Origin of the sequence: Rhodococcus cerastii (assembly GCF_033042195.1) — a bacterium.
Classification (GTDB): Bacteria; Actinomycetota; Actinomycetes; order Mycobacteriales; family Mycobacteriaceae; genus Rhodococcoides.
The window spans coordinates 226,933-253,701 of record NZ_JAWLKF010000006.1 but is presented as its reverse complement, the minus strand read 5'-3'; the positions used below and the strand labels follow the sequence as shown (position 1 = coordinate 253,701).

Annotated in this window: 23 protein-coding genes, 1 tRNA gene and 1 other RNA gene; 15 read left to right on the top strand and 10 right to left on the bottom strand. The window is 63.1% G+C overall.

Going from position 1 to position 26,769, the window contains the following annotated elements; genetic code table 11:
* Nucleotides 1-440: 440 nt before the first annotated feature.
* Both R3P93_RS14020 and R3P93_RS14015 read left to right on the top strand, forming a co-directional pair.
* Nucleotides 441-3,161 (top strand): NACHT domain-containing protein, encoded by a 2,721-nt coding sequence (locus R3P93_RS14020; protein WP_317533272.1) that lies wholly within the window; start codon nucleotides 441-443, stop codon nucleotides 3,159-3,161.
* 172 nt (nucleotides 3,162-3,333) lie between these two features.
* Nucleotides 3,334-5,400 carry a P-loop NTPase fold protein gene (locus R3P93_RS14015; RefSeq protein WP_317533271.1) on the top strand — a complete coding sequence of 689 codons (2,067 nt, stop codon included), beginning with the start codon at nucleotides 3,334-3,336 and terminating at the stop codon, nucleotides 5,398-5,400.
* Nucleotides 5,401-6,212: 812 nt separating this feature from the next.
* Here R3P93_RS14015 and R3P93_RS14010 read toward each other — a convergent pair.
* From R3P93_RS14010 to R3P93_RS13995, 4 genes are read right to left on the bottom strand one after another with little or no spacing between them, the layout of a single operon-like run.
* Nucleotides 6,213-7,244 carry an ABC transporter ATP-binding protein gene (locus tag R3P93_RS14010; RefSeq protein ID WP_317533270.1) on the bottom strand — a complete coding sequence of 344 codons (1,032 nt, stop codon included), beginning with the start codon at nucleotides 7,242-7,244 and terminating at the stop codon, nucleotides 6,213-6,215.
* The gene (locus R3P93_RS14005) at nucleotides 7,241-8,014 is read right to left on the bottom strand and encodes an ABC transporter permease (protein WP_317533269.1); all 774 of its coding nucleotides are present in this window, start codon (nucleotides 8,012-8,014) and stop codon (nucleotides 7,241-7,243) included. Before R3P93_RS14005 ends, R3P93_RS14010 begins: the two co-directional genes overlap by 4 nt.
* Entirely contained in the window at nucleotides 8,011-8,850 is an 840-nt protein-coding gene (locus tag R3P93_RS14000) for an ABC transporter permease (RefSeq protein WP_317533268.1), read from the bottom strand. The genes R3P93_RS14005 and R3P93_RS14000 overlap by 4 nt, the downstream gene beginning before the upstream one ends.
* Complete coding sequence (locus R3P93_RS13995; protein WP_317533267.1) at nucleotides 8,847-10,058, bottom strand: ABC transporter substrate-binding protein; 1,212 nt, start codon at nucleotides 10,056-10,058, stop codon at nucleotides 8,847-8,849. The genes R3P93_RS14000 and R3P93_RS13995 overlap by 4 nt, the downstream gene beginning before the upstream one ends.
* 168 nt (nucleotides 10,059-10,226) lie before the next feature.
* Here R3P93_RS13995 and R3P93_RS13990 point away from each other — a divergent pair, with 168 nt between their 5' ends.
* Together R3P93_RS13990 and R3P93_RS13985 are read left to right on the top strand one after the other, a co-directional pair.
* Nucleotides 10,227-10,895, top strand: coding sequence for a TVP38/TMEM64 family protein (locus R3P93_RS13990; RefSeq protein WP_256989370.1), 669 nt, complete (start codon nucleotides 10,227-10,229; stop codon nucleotides 10,893-10,895).
* The gene (locus R3P93_RS13985; protein ID WP_317533266.1) at nucleotides 10,892-11,503 is read left to right on the top strand and encodes a CDP-alcohol phosphatidyltransferase family protein; all 612 of its coding nucleotides are present in this window, start codon (nucleotides 10,892-10,894) and stop codon (nucleotides 11,501-11,503) included. The genes R3P93_RS13990 and R3P93_RS13985 overlap by 4 nt, the downstream gene beginning before the upstream one ends.
* On the opposite strand, the gene R3P93_RS13980 is transcribed toward R3P93_RS13985, so the two are convergent.
* Nucleotides 11,475-12,911, bottom strand: a complete 1,437-nt coding sequence (locus tag R3P93_RS13980; RefSeq protein WP_317533265.1) for a dihydrolipoyl dehydrogenase family protein — start codon at nucleotides 12,909-12,911, stop codon at nucleotides 11,475-11,477. The genes R3P93_RS13985 and R3P93_RS13980 overlap by 29 nt on opposite strands.
* A gap of 63 nt (nucleotides 12,912-12,974) precedes the next feature.
* Here R3P93_RS13980 and R3P93_RS13975 point away from each other — a divergent pair, with 63 nt between their 5' ends.
* From R3P93_RS13975 to R3P93_RS13965, 3 genes are read left to right on the top strand one after another with little or no spacing between them, the layout of a single operon-like run.
* The gene (locus R3P93_RS13975) at nucleotides 12,975-13,622 is read left to right on the top strand and encodes a class I SAM-dependent methyltransferase (RefSeq protein ID WP_317533264.1); all 648 of its coding nucleotides are present in this window, start codon (nucleotides 12,975-12,977) and stop codon (nucleotides 13,620-13,622) included.
* A gap of 59 nt (nucleotides 13,623-13,681) precedes the next feature.
* Nucleotides 13,682-14,548 (top strand): alpha/beta fold hydrolase, encoded by an 867-nt coding sequence (locus R3P93_RS13970; protein ID WP_317533263.1) that lies wholly within the window; start codon nucleotides 13,682-13,684, stop codon nucleotides 14,546-14,548.
* Between the two features lie 33 nt (nucleotides 14,549-14,581).
* Complete coding sequence (locus R3P93_RS13965) at nucleotides 14,582-15,199, top strand: dihydrofolate reductase family protein (protein ID WP_317533262.1); 618 nt, start codon at nucleotides 14,582-14,584, stop codon at nucleotides 15,197-15,199.
* A gap of 14 nt (nucleotides 15,200-15,213) precedes the next feature.
* Here R3P93_RS13965 and R3P93_RS13960 read toward each other — a convergent pair whose 3' ends face one another.
* Together R3P93_RS13960 and R3P93_RS13955 are read right to left on the bottom strand one after the other, a co-directional pair.
* On the bottom strand, nucleotides 15,214-15,936 hold the full coding sequence (locus R3P93_RS13960; RefSeq protein WP_094669901.1) for a mycothiol-dependent nitroreductase Rv2466c family protein: 723 nt from the start codon (nucleotides 15,934-15,936) through the stop codon (nucleotides 15,214-15,216).
* A 30-nt stretch (nucleotides 15,937-15,966) separates the two neighbouring features.
* A complete protein-coding gene (locus tag R3P93_RS13955) occupies nucleotides 15,967-16,875 on the bottom strand; it encodes a LysR family transcriptional regulator (RefSeq protein ID WP_094638744.1) in 909 nt (302 codons plus the stop codon).
* 137 nt (nucleotides 16,876-17,012) lie between these two features.
* Here R3P93_RS13955 and R3P93_RS13950 point away from each other — a divergent pair, with 137 nt between their 5' ends.
* Both R3P93_RS13950 and R3P93_RS13945 read left to right on the top strand, forming a co-directional pair.
* Nucleotides 17,013-18,428, top strand: coding sequence for an MFS transporter (locus R3P93_RS13950; RefSeq protein WP_068050444.1), 1,416 nt, complete (start codon nucleotides 17,013-17,015; stop codon nucleotides 18,426-18,428).
* On the top strand, nucleotides 18,425-19,171 hold the full coding sequence (locus R3P93_RS13945) for a 3-hydroxybutyrate dehydrogenase (protein ID WP_317533261.1): 747 nt from the start codon (nucleotides 18,425-18,427) through the stop codon (nucleotides 19,169-19,171). The genes R3P93_RS13950 and R3P93_RS13945 overlap by 4 nt, the downstream gene beginning before the upstream one ends.
* 234 nt (nucleotides 19,172-19,405) lie before the next feature.
* Here the strand turns inward: R3P93_RS13945 and R3P93_RS13940 are convergent.
* Nucleotides 19,406-19,493: transfer RNA gene (locus tag R3P93_RS13940), tRNA-Ser, on the bottom strand.
* Nucleotides 19,494-19,588: 95 nt separating this feature from the next.
* On the opposite strand from R3P93_RS13940, the gene ffs reads away from it, so the two are divergent.
* An RNA gene (gene ffs / locus R3P93_RS13935) (signal recognition particle sRNA small type) lies at nucleotides 19,589-19,683 on the top strand.
* Between the two features lie 53 nt (nucleotides 19,684-19,736).
* On the top strand, nucleotides 19,737-21,023 hold the full coding sequence (locus tag R3P93_RS13930) for an aminotransferase class I/II-fold pyridoxal phosphate-dependent enzyme (RefSeq protein ID WP_094638959.1): 1,287 nt from the start codon (nucleotides 19,737-19,739) through the stop codon (nucleotides 21,021-21,023).
* A gap of 61 nt (nucleotides 21,024-21,084) precedes the next feature.
* Here R3P93_RS13930 and R3P93_RS13925 read toward each other — a convergent pair whose 3' ends face one another.
* Nucleotides 21,085-22,602: a DHA2 family efflux MFS transporter permease subunit gene (locus R3P93_RS13925; RefSeq protein ID WP_317533260.1), complete on the bottom strand. Its 1,518-nt coding sequence runs from the start codon at nucleotides 22,600-22,602 to the stop codon at nucleotides 21,085-21,087.
* Nucleotides 22,603-22,707: 105 nt separating this feature from the next.
* On the opposite strand from R3P93_RS13925, the gene R3P93_RS13920 reads away from it, so the two are divergent.
* Both R3P93_RS13920 and R3P93_RS13915 read left to right on the top strand, forming a co-directional pair.
* Entirely contained in the window at nucleotides 22,708-23,379 is a 672-nt protein-coding gene (locus R3P93_RS13920; RefSeq protein ID WP_317533259.1) for a TetR/AcrR family transcriptional regulator, read from the top strand.
* A gap of 172 nt (nucleotides 23,380-23,551) precedes the next feature.
* The gene (locus R3P93_RS13915; RefSeq protein ID WP_094638958.1) at nucleotides 23,552-24,796 is read left to right on the top strand and encodes a lipase family protein; all 1,245 of its coding nucleotides are present in this window, start codon (nucleotides 23,552-23,554) and stop codon (nucleotides 24,794-24,796) included.
* Nucleotides 24,797-24,820: 24 nt separating this feature from the next.
* Here the strand turns inward: R3P93_RS13915 and R3P93_RS13910 are convergent, their stop codons facing one another.
* Complete coding sequence (locus R3P93_RS13910) at nucleotides 24,821-25,150, bottom strand: YnfA family protein (protein WP_068050448.1); 330 nt, start codon at nucleotides 25,148-25,150, stop codon at nucleotides 24,821-24,823.
* Nucleotides 25,151-25,251: 101 nt separating this feature from the next.
* Here R3P93_RS13910 and phoU point away from each other — a divergent pair, with 101 nt between their 5' ends.
* Nucleotides 25,252-25,905 carry a phosphate signaling complex protein PhoU gene (gene phoU, locus R3P93_RS13905; protein WP_317533258.1) on the top strand — a complete coding sequence of 218 codons (654 nt, stop codon included), beginning with the start codon at nucleotides 25,252-25,254 and terminating at the stop codon, nucleotides 25,903-25,905.
* A 37-nt stretch (nucleotides 25,906-25,942) separates the two neighbouring features.
* Nucleotides 25,943-26,746, top strand: coding sequence for a transglutaminase-like domain-containing protein (locus R3P93_RS13900; RefSeq protein WP_068050450.1), 804 nt, complete (start codon nucleotides 25,943-25,945; stop codon nucleotides 26,744-26,746).
* The last annotated feature ends 23 nt before the right edge of the window (nucleotides 26,747-26,769 follow it).

Sequence of the window (26,769 nt, the reverse complement as noted above, 5' to 3'; positions counted from 1 at the left end):
TGCTCATGCTGGTCGGACTCATTTCGGTAGATCCCTATTCTAAGCGGGTCCAGTGTCCGAAATCCCTGGGCCGATCAGACCATCCGCCGACGCGCCGCACACGTTGGTTAGGAACCGACGGCACTTTGTCACCCCGGGCACCTGCAACGGGCACCTGCAACGGGTGCCGACGGTGCCGCCACGGCCCGGCAGACCGGCCATGCCAGCCTCGACTCGGTCGAGGTATGCCGCAGCGAGCATGCGCCACTTATCGGCAACGCAGTCACCGACACCGGGCTCTAAGTCACGATCGAGCGCACCTCTGCTTTAGACGCAAGTCCCCTCTTAGCCTCACCGCGCGCCCGCTGTGTGACCCGCTTCTGTCGGTGTGCCTCGACGAGGAACTGCAATTGAACGCTCCCGTCTTTGGCTTTGGTACGGCGCGCGCTACGGTTCCAGTTGTGACCTACGATCTCACGCGACTGGGGAATGGCCGTTTTGAACACCTAGTGCAAGCACTTGCTTTGAACTACCTCGGCCATGGTGTCGATATCTTCGGTGCGGGCCCCGACGGAGGACGAGAAGCCACGTTCAACGGTGAAGTAAACATGGAGGGCAAGGGCACTTGGAACGGATATGGAGTAATCCAAGCCAAGTACAAGGAGCGACTGTCTACAACTACTGCGGATCAAAAATGGTTCTTTGAGCAGGTCACGGCAGAACTCGATGCATGGATCGACACAAGCAAGACGCGGCGCAAGCATCAACCCATGTACTTCATAATTGCAACTAACGTCCCCCTCACTGCAGTTTCGGAGAACGGCGGACTGGACCGTCTGAAAGCGCTGTTCGAGCAATTTCGCGACAAAATGGACGACAGTCGACCGCCCCGTCCAATTGGCATGCCAGAGTTCGTAGATTACGACGTCTGGCACGCCGAGTACCTAGATCGTTTGCTTGAGACCAATGAGGAAGTCTCACGGCGATATGCCGATCTCATCCTGCCGGGTGATGTAATTGCACGCCTTTACGATCACGTAACCCAGGACGACGAAAGGCTCGTTCGGGCCTGGATCAACTACGTCCGGACGTCTTTGACCAGCGATACTAAGATCGAATTGGGAGAGTCGGGTGACTTGGTGAACACTCCATTGGAGTTGGCCGAAATCGCCGTAGACCTTCCTGTATCAACAAGAGCGAACGGCAACGAAACGCACTATGCCCTGCAAACGTTGGTAAACACGGCCGACCAGATACTCAGTCCCGCACTTCACCCGGCCGGCCATGACCGGCTTATCGTCCTCGGAGGACCCGGTTCAGGAAAGTCCACACTGTCCCGCCTGCTTTGCCAGATCTATCGCGTAGCGCTGCTCCAGAAAGCGGCTGCCGGCCGAGTAACCGCACAGGTTGCCGGGATTGCTTCGCAGATCCGCACGGCGTTCGACGTCGACTGCCTACCCACGCCAAGCCTCCATCGGTTGCCGATCCGGGTTGTGCTTAGCACGTTTGCAGATGAACTCACGCAGACGAAAACACTAACGTTGCTGCAACACATAGTGTCTCTGCTCAATCACCGGGCATCAGACCACATCAGAGTCAACGAGATTGCCCGACTCATCAAACAGTGGCCAGTGCTAGTTGTACTCGATGGAATGGACGAAGTCGCTTCTGCTGACAACCGCGGGGCAGTAACCGCATGTATCAAAGACTTTTTGTCCGAAATGGCCGCGATGCAGGCAGACCTCCTTATTGTGTGTACGTCGCGGCCAGTCGGGTTCGAGCATGATGACGAAATAGATTACGAAGAATTACATCTCATGCCCTTACCACCCAGAGACGCCATCCACTACGCAGATAGGTTACTGGCGTCGCGATTTCAGGGTGACCCTGACCGACAGGAAGAGACTCTGCAACGACTCCGCAAAGCAGCTACCAACGGAGAAACTGCCCGAATGATGACCTCGCCATTGCAGGTGACAATCCTGAGTCTTTTGCTCGAGCAGCGTAAGCGTGCACCCGCCAGTCGCTATGCGCTCTTTAAAGCATATTACGATGTTATCTACGCGCGAGAATGCAATAAACCTGGCGGTAATGGCGCAATCTTGGAACTATATCGACCGCAACTCGACGAACTGCATCAGTCATGTGGACTTGCAATACATGCTCGTGCAGAGCGCGCTGGTAAGGCGGAATCGATCCTTCCGATTGAAGATCTTGAAGCCATTGCACGTCGAATCTTGGAGGCTGAGGAGCATAGAAACCTAGATGCGCTGGTAACACAACTATTACGCTTGGCGCGGGAACGTCTGGTTCTTCTGGTGCCCAGGATGGCAGGTGTTGCGTTCGAGGTAAGGACACTCGCGGAGTTCTTCGCAGCTCGAAGTGTGATGGCGCGGGAAGACTCGGCTGACAGGCTCCAAATGCTTGTCACGTCGGCGCATTGGCGCAACACATGGCTGCTGGCCGCGGGTCACATCTTCTCCGAAAGGCGAGAACTACGAGATTCCGTCGTGTCGAGACTCCACGACTCCGATCACAGTAGCGCCGTGAACCGCCTTGTGATGCCCGGATCAATACTAGCGATCGATGCCCTCGAAGATGGCTTTGCGTCGGCTACGCCGGTCTACGAAAAGAAGTTGGCCATTGCCGCCCTGAAGCTGGTGACCGGCCCAATAGGATCCCACATCAACAGGCTTGCGCACGAACTCGTTCCAATGATGGAGCAGTCCGACGATCTAGCACTCGCGGTGTGGCGGGAGATTAACGCTCTCATGGCTGATCACAGCGCAGGAGCTCTGCGAACGCTCCTTGTCAGCCTCCAGGCAATTAGCTCCGGTTCTATCGGAGCACGCGCGACCAACCTGCTTGAACAATTAGTAGAATCCGCGCCGCAACGGGCTTATGAACGGACCACCGACGAATCTATCGTAGCCATCGTCAGGGCTGCTTTGGTGCAAGCAGGAGTACTGGCCCCAGACCAAGCTGATGGACTAGACCCAACCGTTCTGCTGGGCGATCTTCGTAAAAGCTACGATGGAAGCCCTTCTACGCAATGGGTCTTCCAAGTGCGAGAGATCGCTGTGGAGCTGTGCCGAGACTACCGACAGCGGTCGCGCCTTCGGGCCACCCTCGCAACCGCGATCGAGCATGACTTCGTGGGCGATGCCCTGATCAGCCTCTAGAACTCAGGCTAATCGACAGGCGGCCTATAAGTCCGTTTCAGCGACGATATTCGAGCCCGGCGCTGCGGCAATGAAGATGACCAATTCAATGTCGACGGAAAATCTGACCCTGTCTTGAGGCGGGAGATCATTTTGTCGTGCCACAAGACCGACATCTGGCTACGGTTGACGAATGACTCCGCAGGACTGGACGGATGAACCGATCACGACCGACGCGGCGGACAAGTTCGCGCGTGGAAGCCATGCTGCTCGCGTAGCGCAACTGATCGCTGGCACCCACTCGTGGACGTCGAGCACTGTGTTTGGCTTGACCGGTGCATGGGGGAGCGGCAAGACATCGCTCATCAACCTAGTCGAGGATGCACTCGACGCGCTCGCCGCCGACTACGCCGTTGTGTGGTTCACACCTTGGGCAACCCAAAACGTAAATGGCCTGCTAGACGAGTTCTACTCAGCCCTGACTACGGCACTACCGACGGACAGACGCAAGAACGCGCGACGGGTATTAGCCACCTTGCTGCGAATTGCTGCGCCCGCAGCGACGGCTATACCTGTGGGCGGTGGAGTGACAGCTGAAGCCGCGAACTCCGCAGCTGAAGCCTTGATAGCCGAAAAGCCCTGGCAGGAGGCGTTTAGTGACGCCGCCGCTCAGATCTTTGGCAACGGACAACGTGTCCTAGTGGTGGTTGACGACGTCGACCGTCTCCAGGGCAACGAACTACTAGCTGTCCTCAAGGTCGTGCGCTTGCTCGGTAGGTTTCCGGGGGTGCAGTATCTCCTCGCTTACGACCACGAGTCGCTAGTGCACACGCTAGTGACCGCGGGTGCAACGCAGAACCCCGCAGCCGCACGTCGCTACATCGAAAAAATGGTTCAGTACCCGGTCGCGATTCCAGCCCTCATTGGCGCGCAGATTCAGACTCTGCTCAATGAGCAGCTTGAGGATGTACTGCGACGTCATCGACCCAATTCGAGCGCCTCTCTCGATATAGTCCGCGGCTTGTCCTCGACTATGCGTGCCACACTGACGACGCCGAGGGCGATCGGCCGCTATATTGCACAACTGGACTATGAATTCGGCATGCATCTAGATGGAGAGACCGACATTGAAGACGTAGTCATTCTCGCACTATTGCGAACAGCGTTCCCAGAGATCCATCACAGACTGCCCCAGTTTCAGCACGAGCTCGTGACGGGCCATAATCACGTTCCCGGAGACAGCAGGACCACCTCCTCTGAGTATTTCTCGACGGACCGCCTACTCGATGGCCTGGAGTTCTCGGAGAAGACGCATGCGACCGCAATGTTGGAGACGTTGTTCCCGAAGCTGCGTGACGATGCTGCGATAATCCGACGGCAGGGTGTCGCGCAGGGAAACTACTTTGGCCGCTACTTCGCAATGACGATTTTGGATGCTTACGATGTGCCCGATAGCAAGGTTAATCGAGCAATCTACAAAGCCTTCACCGGTGCTGGTGAAAGCTTAGTTGGACTTCTTCAAAGTGAAGATCCGATTCTTGCACTGCTTGCGGTTGAAAAAGCACAAAACGCGTTCACGCAAGCATTAGCAGATAATGCAACACCGGTTGACATAGATGCATCCTGCTTGTCGCTACTGGAAGTAGTTGTGCCAATCCTCGACACATTAGGGGCCTCTGGCCGATTCACACTTACCCTGCAGGATGTGACGACGAACTGGATCGGCGCAGACGTAGTGCCGGCTATCTCCGGTGAGGCTGATCCCGCACCGATTATTAGGGTTCTTGAGCGCGCCCCCTCTACACGAAGGCGATTAGCCCTATTGAGTGCTGCACGAGGCTCCCTCACGCTGCGAGGTCAGCAGTGGTGGCCCTCCGTTCTGGAGGCGACCTTGCCCGCGGTCTTGTCCGAATTCTTGGCGAATCTCAGCGAACAAGATCATGCAAATGAAGACCCCCGTGAGCTAATTGAGTTTTTCTATGCAGTCCGCGGCGCGGGCGTAAATCTTGCACCCCTCCGAGATGGTGTCGAAGACGCGATCACTGCCGGAAAATTCGAAATCGACCATCTCGCGTCTCGTTTCATAAACCCCAGCGGGCCAGGACAGTTCTCAGCGGATCAAAATGGGTTTGATGTCGTCGCGCCGCGGACAGATTACGGGTGGTATAGCAGGCCACAAGAAGAGTTCACCACCGACGTAACCAGTTGGAAAGGTAGACGCGAGATGGCTGCTGGACGCATCGTGCGGCCAGCCGAGTAGTCAGTTGTTGAGCTTCGATTTTGCGTTCCTCTACAAACCGTCACGGTTGGGTATCCGCCGATGAGCTGTTGTCGCTAACCTCTTCCCTTGAGGATTTCATGTGCGTTGTTGCGAACCCGCTCCAGCTCGTGTCCTACCGAGCGCAAATCGAGAGACACCGCCCGCCCGTCTCCGTAGGCCCTCGGCCAGGCAATCTGATGATCAGGGTCGCGGGGTCGATATAGCGCAGGATAGGCATCGCGTTCGAGTCACCGAGGGGGTGCCGATGTGACATCACCAACCAGTGGAAAGAGCCGAACGTGTTGTAGGTTTCGCGCGAGAAGGCATCGAGTCGTCCGTCGAAGTGCTCTAGCGAGTCACGCACGTCGCGGGACTCAAGCGCAGAGCCGTCGGACACAGCCAGCGCGCTCCGCAGAGACCGACCGCGTCTGATACCCCAAGAGTCCCTAGTAATGGGCCAGAGTAGCTTTGATACGACCCCGCTGGCCGCGAGGGCCACAGTGATTCCGGCCGCTAAGATGACGCCATCCTTTCGTTCGGCTGGCGGGTGGTGGTGTAGCGCCGATTCAATCTGCTCAATGCCGTAGGCAAACAAGCTTGCTTGCCGTATTACTTCGTGGAAGTAGATGGATTTGGCGTCTTCGAAGTCGCGTTCTTGGGAGGTAGTCACCTAAGCGATGTTGCCTGACGCAATCAAACGGTCTCTTGGGCCCTCGCTCATGAGCACACCTGCGAGCGGTGCAGCGGCTGTCGCTTCCACCAAACTGGCCCCGCACGGGTGCAAGAATTGGAGTACCGCCACATCTTGGGGCTCAACCCTCAACAACAAATCTCGCCCCACCCGGAATCTTCAACTCCACTGCATCTCCAACTCGCACCGTAGATCCCGCCACCAACTCCACCTTCACGGTCACCGGTCCCACCGTTATTTCGGCGATACTGCGAAATCCGGCGGGCCTCAAACCCGAAACAACCCCACGAATCCCGTTGTCATTCAGCGCAATCAGTTCATGTCGCAACAGCAACACCGCCGGACCAGCGGGAAGTGAAACCCCGTCAACCTCCAACTCCCCGAGCTCGGAGCGATGCACCCCAGTCCCATCCCACTGCCCCTCGATTTCGTTCATCCCGCCCATCAGTCGCGAGACTGCCAACGTGCTCGGACGCGTGTAGGCCGTCGCGATATCCGAGTGATGCTCCAACCGGCCGTCGATGAGCACAGCCAGCGAATCAGCCAGCACCGCCGCCTCCTGTTGATCGTGGGTGACGAGCAGCAGAGTCTGATCGAGCGACGAACGCAATTCACGAACCAGGTCGTGCATCTCGGTGCGCAACACCGGGTCCAACGCACTGAAGGGCTCGTCCAACAACAACACTCGCGGGGAGCCGGCGAGGGAACGCGCCAACGCCACCCGCTGGGCTTGCCCGCCCGACACCTCGGAGACAGCACGATCACCGATGTCACCGAGATGCACCAGGTCGAGGTACTCCCGGGCCCGCTCGCGCGACCGCTTGCGACTCTCCCCGGCAGCGCGGTACGCGAAGCCGATGTTGTCGAGTACCGACATGTGCGGGAATAACATCGGACGCTGGAACACCATCCCCACTCCGCGGTCCTCGGCCGCAACACCGTTCACCTCGCGACCGTCGATCTGCACCGTGCCGGCGGTGGGTGAATCCAGCCCGGCAATGACTCGTAGCGCCGTACTCTTGCCCGAGCCCGACGGCCCGAGTATCGCCGTGCACGAACCCGGCGGCACGGTGAGATCCAACGAATCCAGAGCCGCAACCGATTGACCGGCATGCACTTTTGTGAGTCCGTGAACGGACAGTTCGACGCTCATCGGGCATTCCTACGACGCAGATGAGCGAGCATGAGCACCAACAACAACGGCGGCACGACGGCAGCGACCGACAGGGCGGCCACCACCGAATCGTTGCCGGTCCCGGCAGCAAACGAGGCGACGAGAATGGGCACGGTGACCAGTCTGCCTCCACCGATCAACAAGGTGATCACGTAGTCGCTCCACGCCACGAGGAACGCGAGCAACGCAGCCCCCGCCAACGCCGGAGCAAGCAGCGGAATGCGAATCCGCCGCAGCACCATGGCACTCGACGCGCCAAGTGTGCGCGCCTCCTCCTCGTAACCGATGTCGTACGCGCCGAATGCCACTCGCATCAGGTACGTCGTGTACGGAATGGCCGCAACGGTCAGCAACGCGATCACCGCCACCGTGCTCGGAATGTGCGAGCGCAGCACCAGCACATCGAGTCCCAACGCCACGGCAAACGGAGGCAGGGCCAGTGGCGCGAAGAGAACTACGGCCACCAAAGCGGGGAAACGCACTGTTCCGTTCACCAGGGCGCGAGCGGCCAACGCGCCCAATGGCGTTGCGATAGCGGCGACGGCGAGAGCGAGCATGGTCGATCGCACGAACGCATCGACGCCCCCGGCATCGAGGGCACTGCGGACGCCGTCGAATCCCCATTCCTGCGGAACCGATCCGGGAAACGACCAGCGATTGCTGATGGCCCACAAGACAACCGGAATCAGCGGCAGCAGGAACCACAGGACCAGAGCGGACCTGCCGACAGCGGAAAGAACCCTGTTCATTTCCACACCGCCGATCTGCGCAGATAGTGCAGGGCCACCGCGGCCACGACCACCGTCAGCGCGGTGGCGATCGTCGCGGCAGCTGCTGCCTGCGGACGCGTCTGAAGATCGATCGAGGTGAACAGGCGAATCGCCATCACCGACAACGGCTCCGGATACGGTCGACCCAGAATGCGGGCCACCTCGTAGGAGCCGACGGTATAGGCGAACGCGATGGCCGCCGACGCGATCAGCGCGGGACGAGCCAACGGCAGCGTGACCAACCGGAGCCGAGCCCACCGGCCGGCACCCAAAGTCGCCGCCGTCTCTTCGAATGCGGCCACTCGGGTGGCGAGCGTTCCGGCCACGACGACGGCTACGAAAGCCGATTCCTTCCAGGCATATTCGGCGACGACAGCGATCCACCACCGCCCGCCGACCAACTCCGGCCAACCGCCGTCGGTGAGTCCGAGAATGCGGGGCAGCATGCCCGAATCCGCCAGCAACAGGGCCATCGCGGCCGCCCCGATCAAGTGCGGCACCGTGACGGTCAATCCGGCGGCCACGAGCACAGCGCGCGTGCCCGATAAGGCCGTCAGCGCCGCGGCAAGCCCGATCACCGTGGCCAACGCCGTCGAGACGACGGCAATCGACAGCGTCAGCACCACCGAGCGCCACAGGTCACCGCCCAACGCGGAGTACGCGTCGACCGACAGCTCGGGGGTTCCGACCAACGGCATCAGACCCAGGCTCTGCAGCACCACGGTTCCGAGACCGCCGCCGACGACCAGAACAACCAGCACGACGGCAGGCAGTACCGCCGCCGTGCCGCGAAAGCTCTTCGTGGACGCGCTCACTGACCGGCGAGCACGTTTCGACGCCAACCCTCGTCGACCGGCGTGACCCAGTCCGCCGAGAGTTCGGGATGCGCGTTGGCCGAGAGCTCCTCGTAGGAGGGCAGAACCGTCGAACTCGGCAACGCCTCGAACCGGGCGCGGGCGTCATCGGGCAATCGGTCGATATCGAGCACGGTGAACTGCCCCCACACGTCCGGCGTCGCCTTCTCGAGTTGCTGCTCGGGCGACAACGCGAGATTGGCGACCACCTGTGCCGCGGCCGACTTCCCCGACGTCGATGGAATGGCAAGGAAACTCGCATTCCCAACGGTTCCCTCGTCGAGAGTCAGGACGCGTGTCTCCGGTGGGAAGGTGCCGTCGGCGACGAGCTTCGGGAGGGTCGCGGGGCCGTACGTCATCGTCATGTCGACCTGGCCACCGGCGTAGAGGGCGTCGAGCTCGGAGGAGGACTGCGGATACGTCGTTCCTTCGCGCCACAGTGACGGGGCGAGTTCGTTCAACTGATCGAACAACGCCGGGGCAAGGCGGTCGTAGGAGTTCTGATCGAACTGAGCGGGAACCTCGTCGACGCCGCCGGAGGCATTGATCAAGGCTTCACGCACGAACACCGAGCCGGTGAAGTCCGGGGGAGCGGGGTAGGTGAAGCGGCCCGGGTTCGCGCGAGCCCAGTCGAGCACACCGTCGAATGTCGTCGGCGGATCAGGGATGGCTGCCGCGTTGTAGACGAGGGTGAATTGGGCTTTGTGCCAAGGTGATTCGCAGTTCTCTACTGGGGTACCGAAGTCGTCTAGCAACAGCGGATCCTCAGGATCGGTCAGTTCCATGTTCGGCAAATTCTGCGTCCAACCGCACAGCCACGCGCCTGCCTGCTTACCGGTGCCGAAGTTCGCGCCGTTGACCCACACCAGGTCCACTTCGCCGTCGGTGACCCCGGCCTGCCGCTCGGACAGGATGCGGTTGACGGCGTCGGTCGTCGATTCCACCGGTACGCGGCGCAGCGTGACACCTTCGGCAGCGGCCGCGGGGGTGAGCACGTCGTCGACGTAGGCATTGCCTTGCTCGTCGCCGCCGTACATCCACAGCGAGACGGTCTGCCCCTGCGCCTGCTGTTCGATCTCGCTCCACGACTGCGCCTCGGCAATCGGAGCTTCCGAATCCGGCGCAGCGCAGGAGGTCAGCAGCAGCCCTGCGCTCGCCGCAATCGTCACTGCGCACCGTACTGAACGAATCACCGTTGGCCCTCCAGATCAACCGAAGCAGCCGTCGTCGACGCTGCCCTCACCACCGTAATCGGTCGAATGAGACAACCGCTGAACACGCGGGCACACCGGTCTTGTGCACAATGGACCCTGACCGCCGGACGAGAGGCACATACCGTGACGCAGGACCGCCCGACGCGTAGTCGCCGCGGCACCACCCTGAAATTGCTCGCGGCTGCCGTGGTCGTCATCGCTCTGGTGATCGTGCTCGGCACCGTCGACCTACCCGATCCGTCGTTCATCCGTGACCGAGTGGCGTCGGCCGGGCCGTGGGGCATCGCGCTGTTCGTGGTGCTCTATGCCGTCCTGTCGGCCACTCCGTTCCCCGCCAGCACGTTGACCATCGCGTCGGGACTGCTGTTCGGGTTGGCGGTGGGCGCAACCGTCGTGGTGTTCGCCGCCACGATGGGGGCGTATCTCGGGTACTGGGGAGCGCGGGCGCTGGGACGCGGCCAGGTGGCCCGCACCGAATGGGACAGGCTCCGCCGACTCGACGCCATGCTCGGACGACGCGGATTGCTGTCGGTGCTGCTCGTGCGTCTGGTGCCGCTGCCGTTCTCCTTGGTCAACTACGCGGCAGGAGTCAGCGCGGTGGGTCAGCGTGACTACGTGGTGGGCACGATGGTCGGCATCGTGCCGGCGACCGTCGCCTACACCGCCCTCGGGGCCTATGGAACGTCGCCATTTTCGTGGCCGTTCGCCATCGCACTGCTCGCGGTACTGGCGATCGCGGCAGGCTCGGCCCTGTTGGCCCGACGTCTCGGATTGACCGGCGCTGCCGAATGATCGACAGCTTTCTGCGCCGCCACCTCGAAGGCCCACTCGATCGCTGTGTCCGCGCCCTCGACCGTCCCGCGATCACACCCGACCGCATCACCGCCGCCGGGCTGGTGCTCGGCCTCGGGAGTGCACTGGCCGCGGGGCTGCAGTTCTGGTTGCTCGCCTTGGTGTTGTGGATCGTTTCCCGCATCGCCGACGGCCTGGACGGGCCACTTGCGCGTAGGCGTTCCAATGCGGGCGGCGCCGGCGGATTCTTCGACATCACCGCAGATTTTGTGGTCTACGGCACGACGGTGGTGGGCGTCGCGGTGGGTGCCTCGGCCGCATACGACGCCCCCTGGTGGCCGTTCCTGCTGGTGCTGTTGGCGTACTACATCAACGGCACCGCGTTCTTGGCGTTCTCCTCGATTGCCGAACGGAACGGCCGCACCATCGACGACGGCCGCTCACTGTCGTTCCTCGGCGGCTTGGCCGAGGGTGCCGAAACCATTGCGGTGCACAGTCTCTGGCTACTGTTGCCGGGTATCTCGTGGCAGATCGCGGTGGTCTGGGCTGCGGTGGTCGCGGTGAGCTCCGGTCAGCGAATCATCGCCGGGTATCGCGCTCTTTCCTGATCCATAGGCTCCTGCCTTTGGCCAAGGCCCCAACTGCTCGGGAAATCACCGGAGAACCCAACTGCGCCTTCACGTCCGCTATCGCTGCGTTCCACGGACCGTCGTTGTACGTCGGATACGGGTGCGTGGTCCCGGCGAGATCGCGAGTACGCAGCCCCTGCTCGATGGCGATGATCAGCTCCCCGATCGTCTCGCCCGCTCGCGGTCCCACCACACACGCCCCGACGATCCGACGCTTGGCGTCGAGCACCAGCGTCGTCGATCCGTTCGTCGCTTTCTCGGTGACGGCCCTGTCGACGTGATGGTGGTCGAGCACCTGCAGCCGCAACCCACGCTCTTTCGCGGTCCGCACATCGATTCCCGCCGAGGCGATCTCGGGATCAGTGAACGTCACTCGCGGAGTTCCCGTCGTACTCACTGTTCGGCTCAGACCGAATGCCGCATTGCTCGCGGCCAGACTGCCGTGCACACCGGCAGTGTGCGTGAACTGCGGATGGCCGGTGAGATCCCCGGCCGCCCAGATACGAGGATTGGTGGTCCGCAGATGCTCGTCGACCTGAACGAATCCGTTGTTCTCCACTTCCACACCGGCCGTGTCCAAGCCTATCGACGACGTGCGCGGAGTTCTCCCGGTGGCGATGAGCACTCGATCGAATTGAATCTCGACACCCGTATCGGTCACGGCCGAGCCGTCGGCGATGCGCACGACGGACGTCGAGGTCAGCACGCGCACACCCTCGTCGGTCAACGCCTGCGTCAGGATCGACGAGGCCTTAGGGTGCTCGCGCGGCAGGATCGTGTCCGACCGTCCGACGAGGGTGACGTCCGATCCGAGACGCGAGAATGCCTGCGCCATTTCGCAACCCACCGACCCGGCTCCGACGATCATCAGTCGCTGCGGCAAGTCCTCCAGTTCCCACAGGGTGTCGCTGGTCAGGTAGTCCACGTTGTCGATACCGTCGATCGCCGGCACCGTGGGATGCGCGCCGGTGGTCACGATCGCCTGACCGAAATGCAGTACCCGCGTACCGATTTTCACCTGGTTCGGACCCGTGAAAACAGCGTCCCCGCTGATCACCTGTACTCCTGCCTCGGTGAGTGCCTCCGGTGAATCGATCGGCGCGATCTCGGCGATCGAGCCGTGCACGTGCTCCATCACGCGCGCGAAGTCCACGATCGGCGGCTGGGTGACGATGCCGAACCGGGACGCGGATCGAACCGTCTGTGCCGCCGAGGCCGCCGCGAGGAGCGCCTTGGACGGCACGCATCCGGTCCACAGACAGTCGCCTCCGGTCCGCTCTCGCTCGATCAGCACGACGCGAACGCCGAAGCCCGCCGCGGTCTTCGCCGCCACGATGCCGGCGGTGCCGCCGCCCACCACAACCACGTCGGCACGGTTCTCGGGCACACTCGAAGACGAACGACGGATTCCCATACTTCCCACTATGCCCGCGCCCTGGAGAGACCCGACATGAGACGACCGACCAAGTACACGATGTCGGCCCGCCTGTACGACGTGATCTCGTTCGAATGGCCGGTGTATCGAGCCGGTCGGGAGGCAGCATTCGAGCTGCTGAATCTGCCTGCAGGCAGCCATGTTCTGGACCTCGGCTGCGGGACGGGACTGAACTTCGCCGGGCTGCAGCGGATGATCGGGCCGACCGGCTCGATCACCGGAGTCGACGCCAGTTCACAGATGCTCGAACAGGCCAGGCGGCGAGCCGACCGAGCCGGGTGGGACAACGTCACGCTCGTCGCTGCTGACGCCACGGCCCTCACCAGCGCGGATCTGGGCGAGGCTGAGTTCGATGCTGCGCTGAGTACGTATGCGCTCTCGCTGATGACGCCGTGGCAGGCGGCTCTCGAGTCGATGATCGCGCACACTCGCGAGGGCGGCATCGTGGCCGTCGTCGACATGCAGCGGCCCGTCGGACGGGCGGCGGTGTGGACCCCGCTGGCGAAGCTTGCATGCCGACTCGGAGGGGCGGACATCGAGGCTCATCCGTGGACGGCGATGACGCCACTGCTGCGTGATCTGTCGACTCGCGCCGTCCGCGGCGGCCACATCCAGGTTCGCGTCGGGACTGTTGTATTACGCCCAGCAGCGCCGAGTTCGTAACCGACGCGCGCCTGCGTGACGACCGGTGAGTTTTTGCTCGCGCCGAGGTCCAACCGATCATGACTACACAGACCGTTTCCGTTCCCGGTGCGACCCTGACCTACGACGTGATCGGCGAGCTCGAGCCCGGGGTAACGCCCTTGGTGCTCATCGGCTCACCGATGGATGCGAGCGGGTTCGGTACGTTGGCATCGCACTTCGGCGACCGGGTGGTCGTCACGTACGACCCGAGAAATGTCGGACGTAGTCGACGAGACGACGCGACCGCGGCGGTCACCGTCGGCGAACATGCCGACGATCTGCATGCAGTGCTCACCGCCGTCGGCCACGGTCCGGTCGATGTCTTCGCCTCCAGCGGGGGCGCGGTCAATGCGCTGGTGCTCGTGAGCAGATACACGTCCGACGTTCGGACGTTGGTTGCCCACGAACCGCCCGCCGGAGGCACTCTGCCGGACCGCGAGAACATCGCGACAGTGTGCGCACACATGGTGGCCACGTACGACGCTCACGGCCGCGGCCCGGCCATGGCCGAATTCATGTCGCTGCTCATGCACGCAGGCCCCATCGACGACGCGTTCTTCGCTCGCCCGGCACCGGACCCGGCGCAGTTCGGCCTCCCGACCGAGGACGACGGAACCCGCGACGATGCCCTGATGTCCAACATGCGTGGGGGAGGCGTCGATTTCGCGCCGGATGTCGATGCATTGCGTGCTGCTCCCACCACAGTGGTGATCGGAGTGGGCGAAGAATCCGGCGGTCCCGAGGACGGTCACATCGCGGCTCGCGCAGCGTATTCGACTGCAGCGCTCCTCGGATCGGAGCCGATCGTCTTTCCCGGCGGCCACTCGGGATTCCTCGGCGGCGAATTCGGTCAGACCGGAAAACCGACCGAATTTGCCGAGACACTACGAAAAGTATTGAGCTGAAGAAGATTCCGTCCTACAGAACCAGGAGCAATCATGGGCCTCATCACGTTGGAGTTGTTCGCCACCCTCGACCTCGTCGCACAATCACCAGGAAGCCCCGAGGAAGATCCCGAGAACTTCCCCTTCGGTGGTTGGCAGGCTCCTCTGCTCGATGAGGTCTCCGGGGCGCAAGTCGACGCTGCATACGAGGGCACGGATGCGCTCTTGCTCGGCCGACGCACCTACGACATCTTCGCCGCCTACTGGCCGAACCAAAAAGGCTCGTTCGCAACGCTGTTCAACGCCATACCGAAATACGTGGCCTCGCGCGGCACACCCGATCTGCGGTGGGACGGTTCGACCCAACTCGGACCGAATCTGGTGGATGCGGTGCGTGAGATCCGAGATCGGCACGACAACATCAAGGTCGTCGGAAGCCTCGATCTGGTGCAGACCCTGTTGCGCGAGAGGCTTTTCGATCGACTCGATCTGTGGGTGCATCCCATCCTTCTCGGAGTGGGAAAGAGAGTGTTCGCCGACGGCACCGTGCCCAGCAACCTGACGTTGCTCGGGCCACCGGCCGTCGACGGTAAAGGCACCGTGTACCTGCGTTACGGCCTCGACGCGGGACGCCCGGAAGTCGGCAGCATGGACGACGTCTTGGGCGGCTGATACGGCCGAGAAGCTCACTTCTTCTGGCGTCGGCTACCTCCGTGCCAGTCCTGCTGTACACCTGCTTCGTCTTCCTGGACCCCGAGGGCCTTCAGTTGGGGGAGCTCACGCAGACTGCGCTTCATCTCGGCGAAGCCGGGGAAGCGAGCGAGTGCGATCACGTTGTCCCACAGCGGCACTGCCTCCTCGTCGCTGGGCAGTCTGCTGATCACCGGCCCGAAGAACGCGACGCCGTCCGGCGGCTCGAAGGCAATGATGGGCGTGCCGACGTCCTTGCCGGTGAGTGAGAGGGCGTGATCGGTTTCGGCCTGGATCTCCTCGTCGAGAGACGAATCATCCAGTGCTGCAGTGTGATGGGTGGGCAGCCCGAGTTCTTCGAGGATCGGCCCCAGGAATTCTGCGGTGCCGCGATGGCCGTGGCTCGTAGCGTCGTCGGGCACCACCTCGGTGTCGAAGATGTGCTTGCCGAGGGCCTCGTACAGAGGCCCGACAGCGTCCGACCCGTGCTCACGACGAATATCGGCAGCAGCCCGCAGCACTCGTAGACCTGCGGTGTGGCCGGCCTCGTACTCGGGCGGGAAGTGGGCGTCGTAGTCGATGTGCGAGTTGAGCAGTCGCAGCGAGATGAAACGCCAGTCGACGGTGTAGTCGCGCTGGGCCTGGACCTTGCGAACCCATTTGCTGGTCATCCAGGCGAACGGGCACACCGGATCGAAATAGAACTCGATATCTGCCATCGGGGCACTCTCCTTATGGGACGTAGGTATTCAGTGTTCACCCAACAGTGCCGAACGTTGTTCGGTGACGACGGCGCGGATGGCGTCGACCACCGCCGACACCTCCGGCCGTCGCAGTGTTTCGGTACGGGTCACGAGCCAGTAGGTCAGTTTCACCGCGATGGCGTTGGGCAGGACTCGTCGGAGGTCGGGGTGGCGGTCGGCCATGAAGCATGGCAACAGCCCGATGCCCGCGGAGGCGCGGGTGGCCTCGACGTGGACGAAGACGTTGGTGGAGGTGACCGATTCGCGCATGGTCGGGGTGAAGTTGGGGGCCAGATCGAGATCGTCGACGTGCAGCATCGAATCGATGAAGTAGATGAACGGGTGTGCAGAGAGATCGGCCGGCACCTGCGGAGTTCCGTGGTCCTCCAGATAGTCCTCGGAGGCATAGAGGCCGAGTAGATAGTCCCCTAGCCGGATGGCCTCGGCGCGATGCACTTGCGGTTGCCCGACGACGATCTCGATGTCCAGACCCGATCGTTGCTGCGAGGCGCGCCTGGTGACCGCCACGATTTCCACGGACACGCGCGGATGAGCGCGCTGCACCCGCGCCGCGGCCGGAGCCGCGATGTAGGCGCTGAATCCGTCGGTCGCCGAAATTCGTACGACGCCTTCCAACGCGCCGACATCGCTCGAGACGAGGGTGCGCAGCGCATCCTCGACGGCCTCCGCCGCGGCCAGCGCGCCGCGGCCCAGCTGCGTCAGCTCCCAGCCACCGGCACCACGGGTGAGAACCCGGCCGCCGAGCGTGTCCTCGAGTGCGGCGATGCGTCGGGAAATGGTCGTGTGGTTGATGCCCAGGTCGTCGGCGGCGGAGCTGTAGCGACCGGTGCGACTGACAGCGAGCAGCACCAGCAGGTCATCTGCACTGGGGATCTTCGCGCCACCGAGTGTCATGTGTGCAGTTTTGCAGATCCGACCTGCGTTCATGGCTCTTGCGCCCACAAACATCTGCACCAATACTCAGAGCAACCCGCAGTTGTGTGGTCCATCACATACATGAACGTGACGTGCTGAGTAACACAGGAGAAAACATGAGCGTCGATCAGCCGCTGACAGAACGACCAGAACCGGATCCCGATGCCACGCCCACAGGCCTGAAGAAGGTCGTCGGGGCGTCGATGGCAGGCACCATCGTCGAGTGGTACGAGTTCTTCCTCTACGGCACCGCCGCAACGCTGGTGTTCAGCAAGATCTTCTTCGCTGCCGGAACCAGTGAGCTCGACGCGATCCTCGCGGCCTTCGTCACCTACGCCGTCGGATTCGTCGCACGTCCGTTGGGCGGCATCGTCTTCGGTCACTACGGCGACAAGTACGGCCGAAAGAAGTTGCTGCAGTTCAGCCTCGTCCTCGTCGGCGGAGCCACGTTCCTCATGGGCTGCCTACCGACCTTCGAGGCGATCGGCTACTGGGCACCGGGACTGCTGGTGACCCTGCGATTCATCCAGGGCTTCGCCGTCGGCGGCGAATGGGGCGGCGCGGTTCTCCTCGTTGCAGAACACAGCCCCAACAAGTCCCGCGGATTCTGGGCCAGCTGGCCGCAGGCCGGCGTGCCCGCAGGTAACCTGCTCGCCACCGTCGCGCTGCTCGTCCTGACGACCACACTGTCCGACGAAGCCTTCCTCAGCTGGGGCTGGCGCGTCGCGTTCTGGCTCTCCGCCGTCATCGTCTTCGTCGGCTACTACATCCGCACCAAGGTCTCCGACGCCCCGATCTTCCTCGAGGCTCACAAGCAGGCCGAGGTCATCAAGGCCGCGTCGTACGGTGTCTTCGAGGTCGTGAAGCGTTACCCGCGTGGCGTGTTCACCGCGATGGGACTGCGCTTCGGTGAGAACGTCATGTACTACCTCGTCGTCACCTTCTCCATCACGTACCTCTCGGTCGAGGTGGGTACCGACACCTCCACGATCCTGTGGTGGATGCTCATCGCCCACGCGATCCACTTCTGCACGATTCCGTTGGTGGGCAAGCTCGCCGACCGCGTCGGACGTCGCCCGGTCTACTTCGCCGGAGCCGTCACCGCGGCAACGTGGGGCTTCTTCGCCTTCCCGATGATGAACAGCGGCCACAACGTCGTCATCATGCTGGCCATCATCATCGGCCTGATGTTCCACGCCTTCATGTACGCCACGCAGCCGGCCATCATGGCCGAGATGTTCCCGACGCGGATGCGGTACTCCGGTGTGTCCCTCGGCTACCAGGTCACCTCGATCGTCGCCGGTTCGCTGGCCCCGATCATCGCGGTCAAGCTGCTCGACGTCTACGGCTCGTCCGTCCCGATCGCGGTGTACTTGGCCGTGGCCTGCGCGATCACCGTCGTGGCCGTCGTCGTCGCTCGGGAGACCAAGGGGCTGGCGCTCGAAAGTATCGACATCGCCGACGCCAAGAACCTGGCCACCGAGGCCGAGCTGGCGAAGGCCGGCCTGCTCGACAAGACTGCACAGCGATGACCGACCTGAACGGACGCTCCGCCCTCGTCACCGGGGGAGCGTCCGGCATCGGGGCCGCGTGTGCGCGCGAGCTCGCCGGCCGAGGTGCCCGCGTCACCGTCGCCGATGTGAACGACGTTGCCGCAAAGGAATTGGCGTCGGAGATCGGTGGTGAGGTGTGGTCGGTGGATCTGCTCGACACCACCGCGTTGGACGACCTCCGGCTGGACGTCGACATCCTCGTCAACAATGCGGGTATCCAAACCGTCGCACCGATCGTCGACTTCGACCCGGGCGCATTCCGCAGAATCCAGACGCTGATGGTGGAGGCACCGTTCCTGTTGGTTCGAGCTGCGTTGCCGCACATGTACTCTCGCGGCTTCGGTCGGGTGGTGAACCTGTCCTCGGTGCACGGACTGCGTGCCTCGGAATTCAAGGTCGCCTACGTCACCGCCAAACATGCACTCGAAGGACTGTCGAAAGTGACGGCCCTCGAAGGTGCCGCCCACGGTGTGACGAGCAACTGCGTCAACCCGGGATACGTCCGAACGCCTCTGGTGGAAACACAGATTGCAGACCAGGCCAAGGCGCACGGAATCCCCGAGAACGAGGTACTCGAGAAAGTCCTGCTGACCGAGGCGGCCATCAAGCGACTCGTCGAACCGGCCGAAGTCGCCTCACTGGTGGGCTGGTTGACTTCCGAAAACGCCGGCATGGTCACTGGAGCGTCATACACCATGGACGGTGGTTGGTCGGCTCGCTAGTTCGGGCCCCGCCCCGCGTCAATGGACCACTGCATACGTCTGGCCGCGTCAATGTGACATCGACGCAGAGACGTGAACTGGGTGGATGGACCACTGCATACGTCTGACCGGTGCAGTGGTCCATTGACGCGAATGGGGTGGGCGCGAACGGGGTGGGCGCGAACCAGAGCGGACGGGTGAACCACCTCGCCTTGAACAGCAAGAAGCCCCCGTGACATGTCACGGGGGCTTCTTTGGCGGAGGATAGGGGATTTGAACCCCTGAGGGCGTTAACCCAACCCGCGTTCCAGGCGAGCGCCATAGGCCACTAGGCGAATCCTCCGTGGGGGAGCTTACCCGGTTACCCCCACCATCTCCCAAATCGGGAGGCGCGAAGGGTGGTGATGTGTTGTCGGACGGGAGACGGCTACACTTCCTATCGGATCCCGCGCGGCGCGCATCCTGTGAACTCCCCCAGGGCCGGAAGGCAGCAAGGGTCAATGGGCTCTGCCGGGTGCGCGGGGTCCCCTTTATTTCAGTGACATCGACACTGTCCGGGGAACCCGTCACCGAGAGGCCGCTCCGCATGCCAGCGCAAACCCAGTTGGGTCTGATGAACCATGAGGAGCTTGCCTCCGAGCACGAGCGGCAGAGCGCGAAGTACACGCAGCTCAAAGCCGAGAAGCTCACTCTCGATCTTACTCGCGGCAAGCCGTCGCCTGAGCAGCTCGACCTGGCTGCTGACCTGCTGACGCTTCCGGGTGCGGATTACAAGGACGGCAACGGCACCGACTGCCGCAACTACGGCGGCCTCGCGGGCCTGCCGGAACTGCGTGCCATCTTCGGCGAACTGCTCGGCATCCCGGTGAAGAACTTGCTCGCCGGCAACAACGCCAGCCTCGAGATCATGCAGGATCTGGTGGTCTGGGCGCTGCTGCATGGGCTGCCCGATTCCCCTCGCGCCTGGTCGGCCGAGCCGAACGTGCGCTTCCTCTGCCCTTCGCCCGGCTACGACAGGCACTTCGCGATCACCGAGAGCTTCGGCATCGAGATGATCCCGGTTCCGATGGGGCCCGACGGCCCGGACGTGCACGAGATCGCCAACCTGGTGGCGTCGGATCCGCAGATCAAGGGCATGTGGGTGGTGCCGAACTACGCGAACCCCACCGGTGCCGTCTACTCGGAGGACGTCGTTCGCGCGCTGGCCACCATGCCTGCGGCCGCACCCGATTTCCGACTGTTCTGGGACAACGCCTACGCGGTGCATCCACTGACCGAGGAATTCGCGCCGTCGTATGACGTGTTGGGCATGGCCGCCGAGGCCGGGTTCCCCAACCGCCCGTTCGTGTTCGCGTCGACCTCGAAGATCACGTTCGCCGGTGCCGGGGTCAGCTTCCTCGGCAGTTCCGAGGAGAACCTCGCCTGGTACCAGAAGCATTTCGGCAAGAAGAGCATCGGTCCGGACAAGTTGAACCAGCTGCGGCACCTGCGCTTCTTCGGTGATGCCGCCGGTGTGCGGGCCCACATGGCCAAGCATCGCGAGATCCTGGCCCCCAAGTTCGCTCTGGTGCAGCAGATCCTCGAGGACCGTCTCGGTGCCTCGAAGATTGCCTCGTGGACCGAACCCAAGGGCGGTTACTTCATCAGCCTCGACGTGCTCGAGGGCACGGCCGCGCGGTCGATCGCGCTGGCCAAGGAAGCCGGAATCGCTCTGACGGCCGCCGGCTCGGCCTTCCCGTACGGAAAAGATCCGGAAGACAAGAACATTCGCCTCGCCCCGAGCTTCCCGTCACTCGGTGAGCTGGAGAAGTCGATGGACGGCGTCGCGACCTGCGTTCTGCTGGCCGCGACCGAAAAGTTGCTCGAAGGCTGAACGCATGTGAGCGGAACCTCGTAGCAGGCTACGAGGTTCCGCTCACATGCGGCGAAGCCGCTCAGTGCCCGACTACTACCGCACCTTCGGGTGCCGACGGCAGTGGCCCACTCTTGAGCAGCGTGGCCGACAGCACCGCGCCGAGCAGGAAGATTCCCGACGCCCACCAGAACGTGGTGGTGTAGCTGGCAATCTCCGCATTGGCCTGCAGCAGTGCCGCATCGGTTGCCGTCGCCATGTTGGAGCTGACGTAGCTGGTCGCCGCATTGGCGGCCACGGTGCTCAGCAGCGCCGTGCCGATCGAGCCGCCCACCTGCTGCATCGTGTTCACCGTTGCCGATGCGACACCGGAATCGTCAGGGTCGACGCCCGAGATTGCGCCCTGCATTGCCGGGGCCATGGTGGCACCGAGGCCGAGGCCCATGATGACCAGGCCGGGCAGGATGTGCGTGACGTAGCTGCTGTCGACGTCGATCTGCGTCAGCAGTGCCATGCCGATCGAGGCCACGACCAGGCCGGTCGTCATCAGGATGCGGGGTCCGAAGCGGGGCAGGATCAGCGCCGTGGACAGCGTCGCCGTGAGGATCAGCGACGCGATCATCGGCATGAACGCGAACCCGGTGGTGATGGGCGTGTACTTCAGCGTGTTCTGCAGGTAGTACGTCAGGAACAGGAACACCGCGAACATGCCTGCGCCGGTGACGAATACAGCGAGGAACGATCCCGCACGAGTGCGGTTCAGCACGATCCGCAACGGCAACAACGGATGCTCGACGCGCATCTGGATGGTCACGAACACTGCGAGCAATACGACACCGGCGGCCAGGAATCCGAGGGTGACCGAGTTGCCCCAGCCGTCGGACTCGGCGTGAGCGAAGCCGTAGACGATGGAGAACAGTGCGGCCGAGACGGCGAGGGTGCCGGGGATGTCGAGCTTGGGGCGGACGTCGACCTTGTGCTTGGCCAGGAACAGGAACCCGCCGACGAAGGCGAGTGCGGCGAAGATCAGGTTGACGTACAGGCTCCAGCGCCAGTTGGCCCATTCGGTGAGCATGCCGCCCAGCAGCAGGCCGAGAGCGCCGCCGCCGCCGGCGATGGCACCGAAGATGCCGAATGCCTTGGCGCGTTCCTTGGTGTCGGTGAAGGTGGTGGCCAACAGGGACAGGGCCGCGGGGGCGAGCAGAGCGCCGAAGACACCCTGACCGGCGCGGGCCGCGACGAGCATGCCGAAGTTGACGGCCGCGCCGCCCACTGCCGACATCAGCGCGAAACCGACGAGCCCGATGAGGAAGGTGTTGCGTCGTCCGAAGAGGTCGCTCAGTCGTCCACCGAGCAGCAGCAGGCTGCCGAACGCGAGTGCGTACGAGGTGACGACCCAGGAGCGGTCGGCGTTGTCGAAGCCCAGGTCGAGCTGTGCGGCGGGGAGTGCGATGTTCACGATGGTCGCGTCGAGCACGACCATGAGCTGAGCCAGCCCGAGCGTCGCGAGAATCAGCCAACGATTCCGATGCGAACGTTCGTCGACCGGCGTGGTGTTCGACGTGGCGTCGCCCACGTTCTCCGATGAAAGGGTGGTCATAGTGTCCTCGGTTCGACTATGCGGAGGTGTACCCTCCGGTTGTAGAGATAAGGTAGCAGCTAAGTGGAGGGATGTCCTCCGCTTATCGGGTGAAACGGACATCGAATGAGTGTGAGAGCGGACACAACGGCATCGAAGCCACTACGGGCTGATGCCGAACGCAATCGACGTCGCATCGTCGACGCGGCCCGCGAACTGTTCGCCTCACACGGCATCGACATCACGCTCGACGACGTCGCGGCGCACGCCAAGGTGGGCGTCGGCACCGTCTATCGGCGGTTCTCGTGCAAGGAAGAACTGATCGACGGCGTGTTCGAGCAGCGTCTCGAAGACATGCTCGCGACCGCCGAACGGGCGCTCGAAGCCGAGGATCCGTGGGACGGGTTGGTGCAGTTCCTCGGCGATGTGTGCGCGGGAATGGCACTCGATCGCGGTCTCGGAGATGTCGTACTCGGGTCCGATCAGGGCTGTCGAGGGATCGCTCAGGTTCGCTCGCGCATCGATCCGTTCTTCGAGAAGGTCGTCGAACGAGCACTGGCATCCGGTCAGCTTCGGCCGGACGTTGCCGTCAACGACTTCTATCCGGTGCTCGGCATGATCGGCGCGAGCGTCGAATTCTCCAGCACCGTCGACGCGTCGAACTGGCGACGCTATTTCACCGTGCTGCTCGACGGTCTGCGCGGCGACGGCGTTCCAAGGTCGACGCTGCCGGGGCGGCCCTTCACCAGCGACGAGGTCGATGCGGCCAAGACGGCGATGCATCGTCGTCGACGCTGATCGTGAGGACACCGAACTAGCCCTATGCGTTGTGTGACGCATCACGTAAGGTGCGTCACGATAAGTGCTACACGGGGTAGCGCTCACTTGAAGACAAGTGATCGACGTTGGGGGTTATCAGGTGCGTTGCAAGCGCGTGTTCGGGTCGGCTGTGGCGGTAGCAGCAGTATTCATGGGGGTGACGGCACCCGCGGTATCGGCGGCACCCTCGACGGGATCGACCGTCGAATCCGATTTCTACATTCCACCGAGCCCGCTCCCCGCAGGCTCCCCGGGCGACGTGATCCGGTCCGAGCCCTCGCATCTCGCGCTGTCGGTTCCCGGGATCGGTGGCCCGCTGCCCGGTGCGGCAACCCGAATCATGTACCGCAGTAACGATTCCAACGGCGAAGCCAATGCCGTCACGGGAACCTACATCGATCCTGCCGCGGCGTGGACCGGTCCCGGCCCGCGTCCGCTCGTCGTCCTCGCCCCGGGAACTCAGGGTCAGGGCGATCAGTGCGCGCCGTCGAAGATGCTCAACAACGTCATCACCTACACCCCGCCGCTCGGCTTCATGGTCGAGTACGAGGTGCTCGCGGCATACTCGCTGCTCTCGCAGGGCTACGGCGTGGTCATCACCGACTACGAGGGCCTCGGTACGCCGGGTGCGCACACATACGTCAACCGCGCCTCGGAAGCTCACGCTGTGCTCGACGCGGCCCGCGCCGCACAGAACCTGCAGGGCACCAAGATCTCCGCCGACGGCCCGGTGGCCGCGTACGGCTACTCGCAGGGCGGCGGAGCAGCCGCTGCTGCAGCGGAACTCGCCGATGAGTACGCACCCGAGATGAACCTCGTCGGCACCTACGCCGGCGCACCTCCCGCAGATCTGAAGGCGACCCTCGAGCAGGTCGACGGCACCATTCTCACCGGAGTCATCGGATACACCCTCAACGGTCTGCTCAACTCCGACCCCGGTCTGCAGCCCATCATCGACGAGAACATCAACGACGCAGGCAAGGCCATGCTGAATCTGGTCGCGAATCAGTGTGTGGGAGAAACGATTCTGAACGTCGGGCTGCACCGCACCAACGAGTACACCAAGACCGGCGAGCCGCTCTCGGTGGTGCTGGACAGGCTGCCCGTCGCTCAGGAGATCCTGGCCAAGAACAAGATCGGTGAGCGGACGCCGAACGCTCCGGTACTGATTCAGTCCGGTACGTCCGACGACATCGTTCCCCACGGACAGGCCGTCGGACTGGCAGGGGACTGGTGCGGCAAGGGTGCCACCGTGCAGCTGAGCGCCGCGCAGGTTCCGGCCATCGTCCCGGGTTCGGGTGCCGGACACCTGATTCCGGATATCCTCGGCCTCGGCGAGGCGCAGAACTGGATCAAGGACCGGTTCTACGGGGTGCCCGCGCCGTCCAACTGCTGATCTTCTCGGTACGGCCCGCGTGCATCAGCGCGGGCCGTACATGATCACCGCGACGCCGATCAGTGCGATCGACGCTCCGGTGATGTCCCACCGATCAGGTCGGAAACCGTCGACCACCATTGCCCAGAGCAACGATCCCGCGACGAACACCCCGCCGTATGCCGCCAGAATCCGACCGAAGTTCGCGTCGGGTTGCAGGGTCGCCACGAAGCCGTAGGCACCCAGCGCGATCACCCCGGCTCCGGCCCACAGCCAGCCGCGATGCTCTCGAATCCCTTGCCATACCAACCATGCTCCGCCGATCTCGAACAGAGCGGCGACGCCGAACAGCACTATCGACTTCAACACAGTCATGGCGTTCAGCGTCGCACAGCGCCGTGGGAGGTGTAGAAACAAGTGTTCGGGGGTAAGGCCTACAGGCCCAACAGGGCCGAACGGTAGGGGTTGAGTACTTCATGCGGGACAGTTACGCCGAGACATTGGATTCGCTGGCGTCGAATTTGTCCGAAATGTCGCGAATTGCCGAGAAGGCGATGGCGGACGCGACTCAATCGTTGTTGACGGCAGACATCGTTCTCGCCGAGCAGACCATCGAATACCGCGAAGAAATCGACATGCTCGCAGTCGAATGGGAGCACGGAGCCTTCGGCTTCCTGGCCCTGCAGGCACCCGTTGCCCACGATCTACGACGCGTCGTCTCGGGCATCAACATCGTCGCCGATCTCCAGCGCATGGGGGGCCTGGCCGTGCACATCGCCGAACTGGTTCGCCGTCGCCATCCCGCGCACGTACTGCCGCCCGAGGTCGAGGGCGTGTTCGAGCAGATGGGTCGCGTTGCCGTCGCGCAGGCCGAGTCCACGCAACGCGTCCTGGAGACCCGAGACGCCGAACTCGCCGCCGACCTGCGAATTCAGGATCAGGAGATGGACGCGCTGCACCGCAGCCTGTTCATGCTGACCTCCGCGCCCGACTGGCCGCACGGCGTTCCTGCCGCAGTGGACATCACGCTGCTCGGGCGCTTCTACGAGCGATACTCCGACCACACTGTCGAGGTCGCCAAACGAGTCATCTTCCTGGTGACCGGCGATCGCCCCACCGACGAGTCATAGTCTGCGCGAACGGCTCGAAGATGGCAGGATCGGCACGATGAAACGTGATGTCTCTGCGTACCTCGATGTCGACGTGACCGAGGCCAGCACCCTCGAGTTCCAGATCGCAATTGCACCGCATCCAGGAACCGATGTGTGGGAAGCACTCTCGTTCACACTCGACGGTCAGCCGATCGAGGCGCAGGAGATCAGCGGTGCTCACGGCACCCGCATCCACAAGATTCACGCCGGCGTCGGCAAGCTCGAGGCGTCGTACTCGGCAACCATCTACGGAAACACCGAGCCCGCTCCGGTCTCCGACTACGACCTCTCGCTGTACCTGCGGCCCAGCCGCTACGCCGAAGCCGACAAGTTCTTCGGCTTCGCAGCAACGGAATTCGGCTCGTACCCACCCTCGGAGAAGTTGCTCGCCGAGGTGTCCTCGTGGGTCGGCGCGCGGCTGAGCTACGTACCGGGCAGCAGCGACCCCATCGACGGCGCAGTCGACACCCTCCTTGCCGGTGCCGGCGTCTGCCGCGATTACACCCACCTCGTGGTGGCGCTGCTGCGCGCCGTCAACGTCCCGGCTCGCCTGGTCGCGGTGTACGCGCCGGGCTGCGATCCTATGGACTTCCATGCGGTCGCCGAAGCATTCGTCGAAGGCCAGTGGCGAGTGGTGGACGCGACCTGCCTCGCCCCGCGATCGACCCTGGTGCGCATCGCCACCGGACGCGACGCATCCGACACCGCCTTCCTCGACAACCACGGCGGATCGATCATCCTCAACAGCGCCGTCGTCGGAGCCGTCGTCGACGGACCGCTGCCCTTCGACGACATCACGCAGTTGGTGTCGATCACCTGACATGTCTCGTGTGAGGTAACCGC

What these genes read in the sequence shown, in the direction of transcription:
- R3P93_RS14005 (WP_317533269.1), bottom strand. Translation starts at nt 8,014, where the DNA reads ATGAACAGGGTTCTTTCCGCTGTCGGCAGGTCCGCTCTGGTCCTGTGG.
- R3P93_RS13955 (WP_094638744.1), bottom strand. Translation starts at nt 16,875, where the DNA reads ATGACACTCGGTGGCGCGAAGATCCCCAGTGCAGATGACCTGCTGGTG.
- R3P93_RS13925 (WP_317533260.1), bottom strand. Translation starts at nt 22,602, where the DNA reads ATGACCACCCTTTCATCGGAGAACGTGGGCGACGCCACGTCGAACACC.
- R3P93_RS13910 (WP_068050448.1), bottom strand. Translation starts at nt 25,150, where the DNA reads ATGACTGTGTTGAAGTCGATAGTGCTGTTCGGCGTCGCCGCTCTGTTC.
- R3P93_RS13975 (WP_317533264.1), top strand. Translation starts at nt 12,975, where the DNA reads ATGAGACGACCGACCAAGTACACGATGTCGGCCCGCCTGTACGACGTG.
- R3P93_RS13900 (WP_068050450.1), top strand. Translation starts at nt 25,943, where the DNA reads ATGAAACGTGATGTCTCTGCGTACCTCGATGTCGACGTGACCGAGGCC.
- R3P93_RS13930 (WP_094638959.1), top strand. Translation starts at nt 19,737, where the DNA reads ATGCCAGCGCAAACCCAGTTGGGTCTGATGAACCATGAGGAGCTTGCC.
- R3P93_RS13920 (WP_317533259.1), top strand. Translation starts at nt 22,708, where the DNA reads ATGAGTGTGAGAGCGGACACAACGGCATCGAAGCCACTACGGGCTGAT.
- R3P93_RS13985 (WP_317533266.1), top strand. Translation starts at nt 10,892, where the DNA reads ATGATCGACAGCTTTCTGCGCCGCCACCTCGAAGGCCCACTCGATCGC.
- phoU (WP_317533258.1), top strand. Translation starts at nt 25,252, where the DNA reads ATGCGGGACAGTTACGCCGAGACATTGGATTCGCTGGCGTCGAATTTG.
- R3P93_RS14015 (WP_317533271.1), top strand. Translation starts at nt 3,334, where the DNA reads ATGACTCCGCAGGACTGGACGGATGAACCGATCACGACCGACGCGGCG.
- R3P93_RS14010 (WP_317533270.1), bottom strand. Translation starts at nt 7,244, where the DNA reads ATGAGCGTCGAACTGTCCGTTCACGGACTCACAAAAGTGCATGCCGGT.
- R3P93_RS13915 (WP_094638958.1), top strand. Translation starts at nt 23,552, where the DNA reads ATGGGGGTGACGGCACCCGCGGTATCGGCGGCACCCTCGACGGGATCG.
- R3P93_RS13965 (WP_317533262.1), top strand. Translation starts at nt 14,582, where the DNA reads ATGGGCCTCATCACGTTGGAGTTGTTCGCCACCCTCGACCTCGTCGCA.
- R3P93_RS13945 (WP_317533261.1), top strand. Translation starts at nt 18,425, where the DNA reads ATGACCGACCTGAACGGACGCTCCGCCCTCGTCACCGGGGGAGCGTCC.
- R3P93_RS13960 (WP_094669901.1), bottom strand. Translation starts at nt 15,936, where the DNA reads ATGGCAGATATCGAGTTCTATTTCGATCCGGTGTGCCCGTTCGCCTGG.
- R3P93_RS13950 (WP_068050444.1), top strand. Translation starts at nt 17,013, where the DNA reads ATGAGCGTCGATCAGCCGCTGACAGAACGACCAGAACCGGATCCCGAT.
- R3P93_RS13970 (WP_317533263.1), top strand. Translation starts at nt 13,682, where the DNA reads ATGACTACACAGACCGTTTCCGTTCCCGGTGCGACCCTGACCTACGAC.